This window comes from Pseudomonas sp. MPFS (assembly GCF_022537035.1).
Taxonomy (GTDB): Bacteria; Pseudomonadota; Gammaproteobacteria; order Pseudomonadales; family Pseudomonadaceae; genus Aquipseudomonas; species Aquipseudomonas sessilinigenes.
Window position 1 is genome coordinate 3,979,931 of sequence record NZ_CP066123.1, and the last position, 12,951, is coordinate 3,992,881.

The following is a 12,951-nucleotide window of genomic DNA, read 5'->3' on the forward strand; positions in this document are numbered from 1 at the left end:
GACACATCATATCCGGTTCATCGAAACATGCCCGCCGCGATGGGCACCCATCATCTAGGCGAACTTCTGGAGGGAGAGCCCTCCTTAACGGGCACCCAGCAACTGGAAGGACAACAACCCTGCTGCCGTCATCAGCAACGAACCGACCACGTGCAATGAAATCGACCCCAGCGCCCAGAGTAACCTGCCCTCCTGTATCAGGGAGACCGTCTCGGCCGAAAAGGTCGAGAAGGTCGTCAGTCCTCCACAGAAGCCGGTGATGATCAGTAAGCGCCACTCGGGACTCAAAGAGGGAGAGGCCGCCAAAAAGGCGATGGCCAGGCCAATGATGTAGCCCCCAAGCATGTTCGCCAGCACAGTGCCAGGCGGGATGGCCGGGAACAGCACATTGAGCTTGAGCCCCAGGAACCAGCGCAACCAGGCTCCGATAGAGGCGCCAATGGCGATGACCAGCAGTGACTTCAGCATGATGGGCAGCCCCCAGGTGATTGCGATGGCCTAGGACGCTGCAAGCGGGAGTGACAAGATAAGGGCAATAAAGGCGGTAGGGTCATGGTCCTGTCCTGGATTGAGGACAGGGAAGCAGGTACGCCTACGCACCCTGTCCAGGGTTTGCGTAGGCATCATCAGCACGAAGCGGTTCAAGGAGGAATGCCATCTCCGGGGCAAATCCTATAGCAAGGCCAATGCGACCTTCAAGTTTGCATCACCCGGAAAGTGCCGCGCCAAGCCAGCCAGTGGCCCATCCAACCAGGCAGCACATTCCTTGCAGATTCACCTGGCGCTTAGCAGAAGAGTTCGCCCAGCACCATGGCCTCGTCATCCATGAACCGGTAAAGAGCCACGGGTACCGGGCGAACGTCTCAACGCTATGCGCTCGCCATGAGATGTTCAACTGTCAGCAATAATTGACCTGGACCGCGGCTTGCCCTGGTTACTGGCCGGCACCGGCAAACGCCCTGCGCCCGGCGCGCAGCTCGGTACGCAGCTCGCCAATGAGATTGGAGACATCCCGTACGCTAGTGAGCTGGGCCTGGGACACACCGTTCAACAGCAGGTCCACTCGGCCTGAAGCCGCATCGTAGATCTTGATGCTCAACGACCCGTTGGCGTTCACGCTGCAAATGCAGGAAAGCGGGAGAAAGCCGGACTCCAGTATGTGACAAAGCTCGCGAGTAGAGAGCATGGCCTTCTGACCTGTGTGGAGGGTTCTGGGAATTTTTCCCATTCAGGTTAGAACAGTATTCCTACACATGTATCAAGAAACACACAGGAAAATGTGGGGTGCCGCACAGTTTCTGAACATCCTGTTTTGCCCAAGTGCCTGTTCTTTTTCCCGGCAGCTGTGTAAGTTTCATTCCATGAACCGGCGTCCCAAACCCCATAGCACCCCGATTATTACCACCTTCACCGATAAGGTGGGCTAGCGGCTGGACCGCATCAACCCGCCTCGGAGGCGGGGCTCATGACCACTCTTCTGGGGCGACAAGAAAGGAGACGAAGCATGAACCACACCTCCACTGCCGTCTTGCACCTGTTGTGCGGCAAGATCGCTTCAGGTAAGTCGACCCGCGCCAGACAACTGGCAGAAGCCCCAGGCATCGTGCTGATCAGCGAGGATCAGTGGCTGGCAACGTTGTATCCGCAGATGATCCATTCGCTCGCTGACTACGTATCATGCGCCCGGCGCCTGGGCAGCGCCCTGGAACCCCTGGTGGTAGCCATGTTGCGAACGGGAACCAGCGTTGTACTGGATTTCCCGGCCAATACCCTGGCCCAGCGTGCCTGGCTGCGCTCCCTTGCCGACCGGGCGGGTGTCGCCCATCAACTGCATGTACTGAACGTCGACGAGGAGACCTGCCGGCGCCGCTTGCGCGAGCGCAACAGCTTGGGCGAACACCCCTTTTCCACCAGCGATGAGCAATTCGAATTGATCTGCAGTCACTTCGTTCCACCGCAGGCCGAGGAACAGTTGAATCTGGTGGAAACCTGACAGGGCCAGCCCCACAACGATCCCGCTCCTGTCGTCATGGGGCTGGCGCAACGCATGTGGGGCTTGGCCAGGCCTCAATGGAGGTAGCCGAAGCGCTCGATGTACTGGTCTTCCAGACGACGGCACTTCTCAGCGAATGGCGATGGGCCAGTGGAAGAGCCCGGCATTGCCATGCTCAGTCGGCGGCAACGGAGGATTTCGTCCTGGGCCCGTTCCCGTTCCCGGTCTATCTCAGCGTTGTACCTGACGATGCAGGCTCCCAAGACCACAGCAATACCCACCAGGGACAGCACCAGCATCCTAAATCCGTCCTCACGGTCATCCCTTCCGTCATCGTGTTGGATCATCAGCATCCCGCCGCCAATACACAAACTCCCCTAAAGGAGGTTACGTACTGTAGCAGTTCTGCCAACAACGACCGAAGCCGCCAAAGGCCGGGAGTGACATTGCCCGCCCTCGTGCCCGCCCGATATCAGGACGGCGCCAGAGCCAGAAAAACATCAGACAGGGAAGCTTGCCTGGTCAAATTTCAGGCAAAAAAAAGCCCAAGTAGCTGATGGACACTTGGGGCTAAAAATGCATAAACCGTGGTAGGTGAACGCAGGGCTATAGTAACGGACTGGTACATTCTGTAACAAGTTTTTTTCCGGAAAAAACGTAAATAAAATCACTTTATCTGGAAAATATCCACAATTTTTTTAAGTCATTGGATTTCAAGGATTTATTTTCCAGCACTTGGCAATTACCTTTCGACGAACTGCCACAACGTTCGTCCGACAGCCCACCGCTTAAACGAAAGTGCGATGAAAATTCACACAATCGCAACAGACAGGCATCCAGGGCACCCTTAAATTGCCGGCACCTGCCTGAACGGAATGTGCTGCATGAACGACTTCCTCGATACGCTGCCCCTGCTCCTGTGCCTCACCACCTTTGCCTGGTGCTGCTGGGGCTAGGCCAAACCTTCGAGGCGCAAGCACCAACACCACCCAGGCATCCCTTTCCCATCCTACGATTCACACCGGCTCAGCAAGCCTGCAATTGCCGAACACTCCCCGACCGATAGCCCGAGCCCTTAGCAGATGCGCTTGCACCTGGCTCGATTCCGACTCGAATATCAGCGTCGAAGTCTCGACCCGTGCTCCGCAGTAATCGAAGACGCCGTGATCGATCTGGGTTTTCATGGCCTGGAGGTAACCATGCCGTTCGTAGGTACCGGCATCGGCTCCGGCAACCCCCACCATATGTACCCGCAGGTGCCGAAGCTTCTTCACCAACGGAGCGTCGGCTTGAAAATCAAAGGCCCAGCCATTGGCGAATACCCGGTCGATCCAGCCCTTGAGCAAGGCCGGCATGGCCCACCAATAGACGGGATAAACCAGCACCAGGACATCGGCGCGATCGATCCGGGCCTGCTCGGCAAGCACATCGGCGGGCGGTGCGGCCTGCCCTCGGTGTACCGCGATATCGGCGGCAGCGAAACACGGATCGAAGGCTTCGGCCCAGAGGTCGGCCAGTTCGAAGGAGTGCTCCGGACCAGAGTCCTCGATACCTGCGATGACCTCCCGTGCCAACTGCTGGCTCAGGGACAAGGGATCATGATGAGCAACCACGATGAGTGCGTGCATGGCAAAGGCTCCTGTTGCTGGATTGCGCGACTTGCTGGGGGTTTATATACTTTTAGTAAGTTACTAACGATAAGTTACTTTTGGTATATAAGCATGTCAAGCAACCAGGAAAGCACTCCCAATCCGCCTCCCCGACGGCGTCTGTCGCGGGAACAGCGGCTGCAACAATTGATGGCAGTGGCCTGGAGGATTGTCCGTGAACATGGCACCGAAGCCCTGACCCTGGGTTACCTGGCCGAGCAGGCGGGGGTTACCAAGCCTGTGGTCTATGACCATTTCGCCACTCGAGCGGTGCTGCTGATAGCGCTGTACCAGGACTTCGATCAGCGCCAGACCCTCCAGATGGACCAGGCCCTTGAGCGCAGCGAACCACTGCTGGCCCATCGCGCAAGGGTGATCGCCAGCTCCTATGTCGATTGCGTGCTACTCCAGGGACGGGAGATACCCGGGGTCATTGCGGCCCTGGCCAGCTCGCCGGAACTGGAAGCCGTCAAACTCCAGTATCAGCAAGTTTTCCTGGATAAATGCCGTAGCAACCTGCAGCCCTTTGCTGAGGGCGCCATCATCTCAGCCGCGGCATTGCGGGCGATGCTCGGCGCTGCCGAGGCGGTCTCCCATGCGGCAGCCCTGGGGGACATCACTCCAGCGCAAGCTCAGGACGAGCTCTACGCCAACATCGTGGCCATGGTCGAGCGCGCTCGCGCAAACGAATCGATATCCCGTCGGGGTGCAATTGAATGAAACCCCCATTGCATCCCTAGAACAATCGGAACGCGTAGACTGCGCACATGACCGACAATGCCCGCCAGCCCGGGGCGCACAGACCGAGAGCCACCATGTCGCGACAATCGCCTGCATCCTCGACGCCCCTTGCCGACAGCGCCGAGCCACCACTCACCCCGGACACCCTGGTACTCGACCCACAAGCCAGCCGCGTGCTCTCGGTCTTCGACTTCGATGGCACCCTCACCCGCCACGACAGTTTCGTGCCGTTTCTGCGCTTCGCCTTCGGCCCGCGCCGCTTCCATCAGCGGATGCTCAAGCTGGCCCTGCCCAGCCTGGGGTTTCTCGCCCGCCGGGTGGCTCGCGATCAACTCAAGGCGCGACTGATCAACGTCTTCCTCAAGGGGATCGAAGCGGCATGGGTGCAACAGCAGGCCGAGGCATTCTGCCAACGCTCCTGGAACCAACTGATGCGCCCCGCCGGCCTGCTGGCGGTGGCCGACGAACTGCGCTCCGGAGCCCAGGTGACTTTGTGCTCGGCCTCGCCGGCCCTGGTTCTACAGCCATTCGCCAAGCGCCTGGGGATCGAGTTGATCGGCACCGAACTGGAGGTCATCGATGGCGTCCTGACCGGGCATATCGTTGGCAACAATTGTCGCTGCGAGCACAAGGTCCTGCGCCTTGAAAGCATCTATGGCCCCCTGGAGCAGTACCGTTTGCGCGCCTGGGGCGATACCCGGGGCGATCGCGAGTTGCTCGCCGCGGCCCAGGACGCTCACTGGCGGCACTTTCACCCAGCCTGGCGCCGTGGGCAGCTCGCTCGCTGAGGCTCACCAACAGCCCACTCTGGTCGTGCTCGACTAGCCCAGCCAGTGCCCCTGGGTCCCAGCAGCGGTTGTCGAAACGAGCCCGGCTCAGCGGTCCACCGCCTTCAATCGGGCTTGTGGGCCAGCCGCTGGCGCATGCTGGCACTGGCAACGGGGCCGGCCTTTATGGTGCAGGCCTCCAGCGGCACCACCCGACCCTCGACCCTCTCCACCATTGCCGGCTCTACCGGCCTGCCACTCTGGCTATCGATAAGCTGCACGCTCTGGCCTTCAGGCGCGAAATGGCGATTGCCCCATACCACGAACGCCATGAGCACCACGCGAAAATCCTCTCCCTTGGCGGTAGGCACATACTCATGGCGCACAGGACGCTGGCAATAAGCTCGACGCTCCAGCAACCCCGCCTCCACCAGCGAGTTGAGACGCCGGGTCAGCATGTTCGGAGCGATCTCCAGGCTGCGGGAGAACTCATCGAAACGCCTCAAGCCATGCAGTGCATCACGCATGATCAGGATGCTCCACCACTCCCCAACCCGCTCCAGGGACCTGGCGATCGGGCATTCTGCCTGCTCCAGGCTTCTTCGCTGCATGGCCGACTCCTGCGGTAACGTTCAAGTATTTGTGGAACCGGATGTTACTTTCATCATGATAGTATCGTCCACGCTTCATCTTCCCCGATCAGGTAAATCGAAGGAGCAAGTGCGGCATGAGCAAACGCATCGTAGTTACAGGCATGGGTGCAATCACTCCGCTGGGTTGCGGAGTCGAGCAGGTCTGGCAGCGCCTGCTGGCAGGTCGCTCGGGAATCCGCCAACTGCCAGAGCAATTCATTGCAGGCCTGTCCACCACCATCGGTGGCCAGGTGCCGGATTCGATCGAGGATCCTCAAGCCGGCTTCGATCCTGACCGACTCCTGGCCGCCAAGGAACAGCGCAAGATGGACCGCTTCATCCTGTTCGCCCTGGCCGCTGCCGAAGAAGCCCTGGCCCAGGCCAACTGGCGCCCGGATACCGCCGAGGCCCAGGAACGCACGGCCACCATCATCGCTTCGGGGGTCGGCGGCTTCCCTGCTATCGCCGAAGCGGTACGCACCAGCGATAGCAAGGGACCGCGACGTCTTTCGCCCTTCACCATCCCATCATTCCTGAGCAACCTGGCTGCCGGCCAGGTGTCGATCCGCCATGGGCTCAAAGGGCCGCTGGGCACCCCGGTCACGGCTTGCGCCGCCGGAGTCCAGGCCATCGGCGATGCCGCCCGGATGATCCGTGCAGGTGAAGTCGATGTCGCCCTGTGTGGTGGCGCAGAAGCCACGATCCATCAGGTCAGCCTGGCGGGCTTTGCTGCCGCACGTGCCCTGTCCAGCGACTACAACGACACGCCCCATCGCGCCTCGCGGCCATTCGACCAGGGGCGCGATGGTTTTGTCATGGGAGAAGGAGCGGGACTGCTGGTCATCGAGGAGCTGGAGCACGCATTGGCACGAGGCGCCCAGCCCATTGCAGAAGTGGTGGGATATGGCACCAGCAGCGACGCCTACCACATGACGGCAGGACCGGAGGACGGCAACGGCGCCCGTCGCGCCATGGAACTGGCCTTGCGACAGGCCGGTATCGCCCCCTCTGCAGTGCAGCACCTCAACGCCCACGCCACCTCGACCCCGGTAGGCGACAAGGGCGAGTTGGCGGCCATCAGGGCGCTGTTCGGTAACGGCGCCAGCCCGGCCATCAGTGCCACGAAATCCGCCACGGGGCACTTGCTGGGCGCCGCAGGCGGGATCGAGGCGATCTTCACCATCCTCGCCCTGCGTGATCAAGTCGCTCCGGCAACACTTAACCTGGAGAACCCGGACGACGCAGCCGAAGGCCTGGACCTGGTCCGCGGCCAGGCCCGGAAGATGGCCATGCAGTATGCGCTGTCCAATGGCTTTGGCTTTGGCGGGGTCAATGCCAGCGTACTGTTCAAGCGTTGGGCGTAAGGCCGCAGGCCTGCGCGGTGCCTGGTACGAAGAGCGGCTTGTAGTCGCAATGGATCTGCAAGCTTTCGGTGTGGTTGCGGTGAATCTGGAAACCGCACTGCACCAAGGCTGCCTTGACGCCATCCAGCGCCATTGCATAACGCGCCTTCAGCAGTTGCTGGCGCTTGGGTGAGGTAAATACTCCCAGGGGCAAGAAGCGCAAGCGCTTGCCCTCAAGGACAATCGAAACATCGACATGCGTGCCATCCACATCGTGGCCATTGGCACCAAAGATATCGTCCACCTCATCCTGGCGTCCCGGGTAGCACCAGCAGAACAGGCGAATCCCCAGCCAGCGTGACAGCGTCCGGAAGCCGCCCAGCCTACTGCTGCGATTCTCATAGCCTCGTGTCACCAACAGTCGCGTGGTACCCGGCAAGCCTTGCTGGACCTTGAGCAACTGCTGGAAGACCTGCGAATCCAGCGCCACCTGCGACGATGGCCAGCGCGGCGCGATCGTCAATCCCTGATGGTCGCCCCTGTTGAAAATAAGCATAAACATCGCCCTGATGATTTTGTGCGGGCCATCCTACACAGGCAGGGCAAGTCGATGGACAAAATCTCCTCGCTCTTCAGCCTCCCTACAGCCATCTTCCCCCGTGACAGGACACAGGCAGTTTAGTTATCCTGATAATGGCTCATAGCCATCAACCATAAGATAAGAACAGTGACCACAGGTGCTGTATGTACGATTTGAAGAATCTGGTCATTGTCGACAAGAGCCATGGCTTGACCGTCCTGCAGGTCACTGCGGACCTGGTCGCCGGTGCACTGGAAGAACTGCTGGCCAATTGCGTCGCCAGCGCCAGCATCACGCAGAAACTGGACTACTCGATCCTGAGCCTCTACCAGGACAAGCTGGAGGCCGCCATGGGCAACATGAACCTACCAGCCCTGCCGATGGGTTCGACTCCGGAGGGCCTGCGCTGACAGGAACCCGGAGCGGCCAACGGCGGCTCAGCGACGCGATTTCTGTTGACGCCCGGTGCTGGCAACGCCAACGGCACTCGCCTCGTTGTCCCGCCATTGCGCCAGCAGCCGCTGAGCATTCTCTTCGCAATCCATGCCATCGGGCTTGCCTTCGATCCCGGCGATCAGGGCCAGCAAGTGACTGCGGTTGTGCGCCAGGCGCTCCTGCAACGTCTCGATCTCCGTGACCTTGCGCCTCAGGCTCGCCAGCAGTCGATCATGGCGCTCCTCCCCTTTCACTGCTGACTCAAGTGTCAAGGTGCGCATTTCCTCCAGGCTGAAACCGGCCTGCTGCCCACAGGTGATGATTTCCAGGCGCTGCACCACATCCTCTGGGTAGTCCCTATAGCCGTTGCCCAGGCGCTGGGACTCGATCAAGCCACTGGCTTCATAAAAACGCAGGCGCGATGCGCTCAGGCCCGTACGTCGGGCCAGTTCACCAATCTTCATTTGAGTTGCAAATCTCCGGTTGACCTTAAGGATAACTTTAACCTTAGGCTTCTTCGCAATACAGCCCCGCCGCACATAAATCGACGCGCGGCGCCTCACCGGAGAACACCATGAACGCTTTCCAGCCCCTGCGTTTACCCAATGGCAGCACCCTGCCCAACCGCATCGCCAAGGCCGCGATGGAAGAGAACCTGGCAAACCTGGACCAGACCCCATCGGATCAACTGCTGCGCCTGTATCAGGCCTGGGCCGAAGGCGGAGCCGGTCTGTTGCTCAGCGGCAATGTGATGGTCGACCCCAGCGCCATGACCGGACCTGGCGGTGTAATGCTCGACGACAGCCAGCAACTGCAACGGTTTCGCCAATGGGCACGCATCGGGCAGGCCCAGGGTGCGCAGTTCTGGATGCAGATCAATCATCCTGGGAGGCAAATGCAGGCGAGCCTCGGCCAGACCACCGTCGCCCCCTCTGCAGTGGCCCTGGACATGGGTGGGCTATCGAAGATGTTTCCCCTCCCAAAGGCATTGGAAGAAGCCCAGATCAATACACTGATCCAGCGTTTCGCCCGCACTGCGGCGCTGGCCGAAGAGGCCGGATTCAGCGGCGTGCAGATCCACGCAGCCCATGGCTACCTGTTGAGCCAGTTCCTCTCGCCCCTGAGCAACCAGCGCCAGGATCGCTGGGGCGGTAGCCTGGAGAATCGTGCACGGTTGCTGCTGGAGGTGGTCAAGGCCGTACGCGCGACGGTCTCTCCTGGGTTCAGCGTGGCCGTCAAGCTCAATTCGGCCGACTTCCAGAGGGGTGGTTTCGAACCCGCCGACGCACGCCAGGTGGTGCTGTGGCTCAATGAGCTGCCGGTGGACCTGGTGGAGTTGTCGGGCGGCAGCTATGAAGCCCCAGCCATGCAGGGTGATGCCCGCGATGGCCGGACCCTGGCTCGCGAAGCCTACTTCCTCGAATTCGCCCGAGAGATTGCAGCCATTGCACGCATGCCGGTCATGGTCACGGGCGGCATCCGCCGCTTGCCGGTAGTGGAACAGGTCCTGGACAGCGGCGTGGCCATGGCCGGCATCGCAACCGCCCTGGCGGTAGACCCTGCCCTGCCCCGCCGCTGGAAACAGGGCGATCGCAAGGCCAGTGCCGAACTGCCGCCGATCCGCTGGAAACGCAAGGCCCTGGCAGCGCTGGCCTACATGGCACTGGTGAAGCTGCAGATGCGGCACCTTGCCGAGGGTCGCCAGACCAAACCAGGCTCCTCGCCCCTGCGCGCCCTGTTGCTGGAGCAATGGGCAACCCTGCATCGGACCCGGCAATACCGTCGGATGATGCAAGGCCGTGCGGTTCTGGTGGAAACAGCCAGTGCATGACACTGCCATCAAGGCTATTGTGCGGCCTCTATGGAGCTGGCCGGTGCGACGCTGTTTGCAGACCAGCTTGCAACCTGGCAGCTCCAGAGACGCCACTCAGCGGTACCGCTGAGCGTTGCGAACACGATCGCTGCAGTGCCGCGCGCTTGAAAGAAAGTGCCGGCTAGCCACATGGAGAAAGTCTTGAGCAATTACTTCGAGAGTCCTTTCAAGGGCATCACACTGGACAAGCAGGTCACCCATCCGAACATCCAGGTTGGCCGGTACAGCTATTACTCCGGGTACTACCACGGCCACAGCTTCGACGAATGTGCACGCTACCTGCCACCAGACGAAGGCGTGGACCGACTGATCGTCGGCAGCTTCTGTTCGATCGGCTCGGGTGCCGCGTTCATCATGGCCGGTAATCAAGGCCACCGAAACGAATGGGTCAGCACCTTTCCTTTCTATTGGATGCCAGAAGAACCAGCCTTTGCGGGAGCGCAGAATGGCTATGAATCCGCTGGCGATACGGTCATCGGCAACGATGTCTGGATCGGCTCCGAAGCCATCATCATGCCGGGCGTCAAGGTGGGTGACGGCGCGGTGATCGGCACCCGCGCCCTGGTGACCCGGGATGTCGAGCCCTACGCCATCATCGGCGGCAACCCGGCCAAGACCCTTCGCATGCGCTTCGATGAGCGCACCGTGCAAATGCTCCTGGAAATGAAATGGTGGGACTGGTCCACCGACCAGTTGAAGGACGTGATGCCACTGATGACCAGCGGCAATGTCCAAGCGCTATACGTGCATTGGCAAAACGTAGTGCGCCGCGCTTGATCCAGCCAGATCAAGAAAGCCCGTGGATCGTCGATCCACGGGCTTCAGCCAGGCATTCAAGAATCAGGCTCAGCCACCTGTACCGTAGCGTTGCTCCGATAGCGAAAAGAACTCCCTATCGATGACATCCCGCAGTTCCACCAGGCGTAACTGGCTGTATGCCGGCAGGATCCTTATGCCGAACTCCTCGATGTTCCTTATCACCCCCGCACCACGCCTGATGACCTGGTAGGCACAGTACTGAATGGAGTTCAGCGGTGAACAATTGATCCTGCCAGACTGCACCCTGAGTGCCAGCACGTCAGGGTCGAAGATCTCGCACTTGTCGAGCATCACCTGGTTCAAAAGACATTCGAAACGCTGCAGGACACTGCGCTTCTGATCTTCGCCATAACCATTCCACTCAATCACCTCATGATCGAATCGCTTGCAACCCCGGCACACCCGATCACCGTAGACCGTTGAGCAAAGCCCGATACAAGGCGTCTTGATTTTCTCCAGACTCATTAAGCACTCCTGGGATCGAACCTCGCTTATCGACCCTTTGTCTTCCAGGCCGATCAATCCCAGGACAAGGCGCCACCGGTTTGATATTCAATGACACGGGTCTCGAAGAAGTTCTTTTCCTTCTTCAAGTCCATTATCTCGCTCATCCACGGGAATGGATTCTCGACGTTTGGATACTCCTCCTTCAGCCCTATCTGGCACAGGCGGCGATTGGCGATGAATTTCAGGTAGTCTTCCATCATGGCCGCATTCATGCCCAAGACTCCGTGGGGCATCGTGTCTCGCGCATATTCGATTTCCAGCTGGGTACCCTGCAGGATCATTTGAGTCGCCTCCTCCATCAAGGCATGGTCCCAGAGGTGAGGGTTCTCGATCTTGATCTGGTTGATGACGTCTATGCCGAAGTTCAAGTGCATCGACTCATCGCGAAGGATGTACTGGAACTGCTCCGCGACGCCGTTCATCTTGTTTCTTCGCCCCATGGAGAGAATCTGGGTAAAACCGCAATAAAAGAAAATGCCCTCCAGCACGCAGTAGTAGGCGATCAGGTTCCTGAGCAGTTCCTTGTCCGCAGAGACACTGCCTGTCTTGAACCTTGGATCGGATATGGCCCGGGTATAACGCAATCCCCACGCGGCTTTCTTGGCCACGGTAGGAACCTCGCGATACATGTTGAAGATCTCCCCCTCGTCCATGCCCAGGGACTCGATACAGTATTGATAGGCGTGCGTATGGATGGCCTCCTCGAAGGCCTGGCGCAAGATGTATTGTCGGCACTCGGGGTTGGTAATCAGGCGGTACACCGCCAGGGCCAGGTTGTTGGCTACCAGGGAGTCGGCAGTCGCAAAGAACCCAAGACTGCGCATGACGATACGACGCTCATCGTCACTCAACCCCTGCGGGTTCTTCCAAAGCATGATGTCTGCCGTCATGTTGACTTCTTGCGGCATCCAGTGATTCGCACACCCGTCCAGGTATTTTTGCCAGGCCCAGTCATATTTCAGTGGAACCAGCTGGTTCAGGTCCGCTCGACAATTGATCATGCGCTTTTCATCGACGGCAACCCGTCCCGAGGCCCCTTCCAACTCATCCAGGCGCTGGTTGAACTCCAGTGAGTTGAGAGCTTTCTTCGCTCGAATCACTGCTGGCGAATCACCAGGCACAATCATCCTGGCTTCCTGCGCGGCGGTATTTCCTGCCACGTCGAGACCGTCCTTTGGTGTCGTTTCATGCGGCCTGTCAGGTCCACCCGTTCCTGCAGCTTCATGATCGTTCACATCAAGCCCATCCCAACTCAACATTTCATCCATCCTTATTCTTGCCGTCTGGCGAGCAGCAGCTCGACCAGAAAGTCATGTTTTCGAGAATGCGTACCGCAAAGCCTTCCCACAAAAACACTACATATAGTTAAAATAAAACAATAAAACACAATATGTAGTGCATGCGACGAAAGCGGGGCACAAGATATAGAGGGCAGGATGGTGCGTCAACACAATATGTAGACTAAAAAAGAAACAAAAACACTACATGCAGTGTTTTCGGGTCAAAAAACGATGCACATCGATGATAAAGCGGCTCGACGCAAGGGAGACGGGCTTAAAGGCGTGGCGGGAGGGTTGCCGAAACAGCACCGGTGTCAAAGCCGGACCGGCGG

16 protein-coding genes and 1 riboswitch are annotated in these 12,951 nt (G+C 59.4%); of the genes, 7 read left to right on the forward strand and 9 right to left on the reverse strand.

The genetic code is table 11. The annotated features are described in order from the left end of the window. Positions 1-84 precede the first annotated feature (84 nt). Together crcB and I9018_RS18145 are read right to left on the reverse strand one after the other, a co-directional pair. A complete protein-coding gene (crcB, locus tag I9018_RS18140; RefSeq protein ID WP_068580689.1) occupies positions 85-468 on the reverse strand; it encodes a fluoride efflux transporter CrcB in 384 nt (127 codons plus the stop codon). 142 nt (positions 469-610) lie between these two features. Then, positions 611-671: riboswitch (Fluoride riboswitch) on the reverse strand. Between the two features lie 263 nt (positions 672-934). Further along, positions 935-1,186, reverse strand: a complete 252-nt coding sequence (locus tag I9018_RS18145; RefSeq protein ID WP_068580778.1) for a DUF1652 domain-containing protein — start codon at positions 1,184-1,186, stop codon at positions 935-937. A gap of 318 nt (positions 1,187-1,504) precedes the next feature. Between I9018_RS18145 and I9018_RS18150 the strand changes: the two genes are divergently transcribed. Then, on the forward strand, positions 1,505-1,993 hold the full coding sequence (locus tag I9018_RS18150; RefSeq protein WP_241107082.1) for an ATP-binding protein: 489 nt from the start codon (positions 1,505-1,507) through the stop codon (positions 1,991-1,993). A gap of 74 nt (positions 1,994-2,067) precedes the next feature. Here I9018_RS18150 and I9018_RS18155 read toward each other — a convergent pair whose 3' ends face one another. Continuing rightward, positions 2,068-2,346 carry a hypothetical protein gene (locus I9018_RS18155; RefSeq protein WP_241107083.1) on the reverse strand — a complete coding sequence of 93 codons (279 nt, stop codon included), beginning with the start codon at positions 2,344-2,346 and terminating at the stop codon, positions 2,068-2,070. A 663-nt stretch (positions 2,347-3,009) separates the two neighbouring features. Beyond that, the gene (locus I9018_RS18160; RefSeq protein WP_068580682.1) at positions 3,010-3,621 is read right to left on the reverse strand and encodes an NAD(P)H-dependent oxidoreductase; all 612 of its coding nucleotides are present in this window, start codon (positions 3,619-3,621) and stop codon (positions 3,010-3,012) included. Positions 3,622-3,714: 93 nt separating this feature from the next. On the opposite strand from I9018_RS18160, the gene I9018_RS18165 reads away from it, so the two are divergent. Together I9018_RS18165 and I9018_RS18170 are read left to right on the forward strand one after the other, a co-directional pair. Further along, entirely contained in the window at positions 3,715-4,362 is a 648-nt protein-coding gene (locus I9018_RS18165) for a TetR/AcrR family transcriptional regulator (RefSeq protein WP_217884156.1), read from the forward strand. A 95-nt stretch (positions 4,363-4,457) separates the two neighbouring features. Next, on the forward strand, positions 4,458-5,171 hold the full coding sequence (locus tag I9018_RS18170; protein WP_241107084.1) for an HAD-IB family hydrolase: 714 nt from the start codon (positions 4,458-4,460) through the stop codon (positions 5,169-5,171). Positions 5,172-5,275: 104 nt separating this feature from the next. Here the strand turns inward: I9018_RS18170 and I9018_RS18175 are convergent, their stop codons facing one another. Further along, positions 5,276-5,761 (reverse strand): helix-turn-helix domain-containing protein, encoded by a 486-nt coding sequence (locus tag I9018_RS18175; protein WP_241107085.1) that lies wholly within the window; start codon positions 5,759-5,761, stop codon positions 5,276-5,278. A 116-nt stretch (positions 5,762-5,877) separates the two neighbouring features. Between I9018_RS18175 and fabF the strand changes: the two genes are divergently transcribed. After that, positions 5,878-7,146, forward strand: coding sequence for a beta-ketoacyl-ACP synthase II (fabF, locus tag I9018_RS18180; protein WP_124347847.1), 1,269 nt, complete (start codon positions 5,878-5,880; stop codon positions 7,144-7,146). Here the strand turns inward: fabF and I9018_RS18185 are convergent. After that, entirely contained in the window at positions 7,130-7,681 is a 552-nt protein-coding gene (locus I9018_RS18185) for a hypothetical protein (protein WP_241107086.1), read from the reverse strand. The two genes, fabF and I9018_RS18185, sit on opposite strands and share 17 nt — an antisense overlap. A gap of 188 nt (positions 7,682-7,869) precedes the next feature. Here I9018_RS18185 and I9018_RS18190 point away from each other — a divergent pair, with 188 nt between their 5' ends. Further along, positions 7,870-8,115: a hypothetical protein gene (locus I9018_RS18190; protein WP_241107087.1), complete on the forward strand. Its 246-nt coding sequence runs from the start codon at positions 7,870-7,872 to the stop codon at positions 8,113-8,115. 27 nt (positions 8,116-8,142) lie between these two features. Here the strand turns inward: I9018_RS18190 and I9018_RS18195 are convergent, their stop codons facing one another. Beyond that, a complete protein-coding gene (locus tag I9018_RS18195) occupies positions 8,143-8,604 on the reverse strand; it encodes a MerR family transcriptional regulator (RefSeq protein ID WP_241107088.1) in 462 nt (153 codons plus the stop codon). A 110-nt stretch (positions 8,605-8,714) separates the two neighbouring features. On the opposite strand from I9018_RS18195, the gene I9018_RS18200 reads away from it, so the two are divergent. Together I9018_RS18200 and catB are read left to right on the forward strand one after the other, a co-directional pair. After that, positions 8,715-9,971, forward strand: a complete 1,257-nt coding sequence (locus I9018_RS18200) for an NADH:flavin oxidoreductase/NADH oxidase family protein (RefSeq protein ID WP_241107089.1) — start codon at positions 8,715-8,717, stop codon at positions 9,969-9,971. A gap of 183 nt (positions 9,972-10,154) precedes the next feature. After that, positions 10,155-10,790: a type B chloramphenicol O-acetyltransferase gene (catB, locus tag I9018_RS18205; protein WP_124347849.1), complete on the forward strand. Its 636-nt coding sequence runs from the start codon at positions 10,155-10,157 to the stop codon at positions 10,788-10,790. Positions 10,791-10,859: 69 nt separating this feature from the next. Here catB and I9018_RS18210 read toward each other — a convergent pair whose 3' ends face one another. Together I9018_RS18210 and I9018_RS18215 are read right to left on the reverse strand one after the other, a co-directional pair. Beyond that, positions 10,860-11,297, reverse strand: a complete 438-nt coding sequence (locus I9018_RS18210; protein WP_241107090.1) for a DUF1289 domain-containing protein — start codon at positions 11,295-11,297, stop codon at positions 10,860-10,862. 53 nt (positions 11,298-11,350) lie between these two features. After that, positions 11,351-12,598, reverse strand: coding sequence for a ribonucleotide-diphosphate reductase subunit beta (locus tag I9018_RS18215; RefSeq protein ID WP_068580670.1), 1,248 nt, complete (start codon positions 12,596-12,598; stop codon positions 11,351-11,353). Between the last annotated feature and the right edge of the window lie 353 nt (positions 12,599-12,951).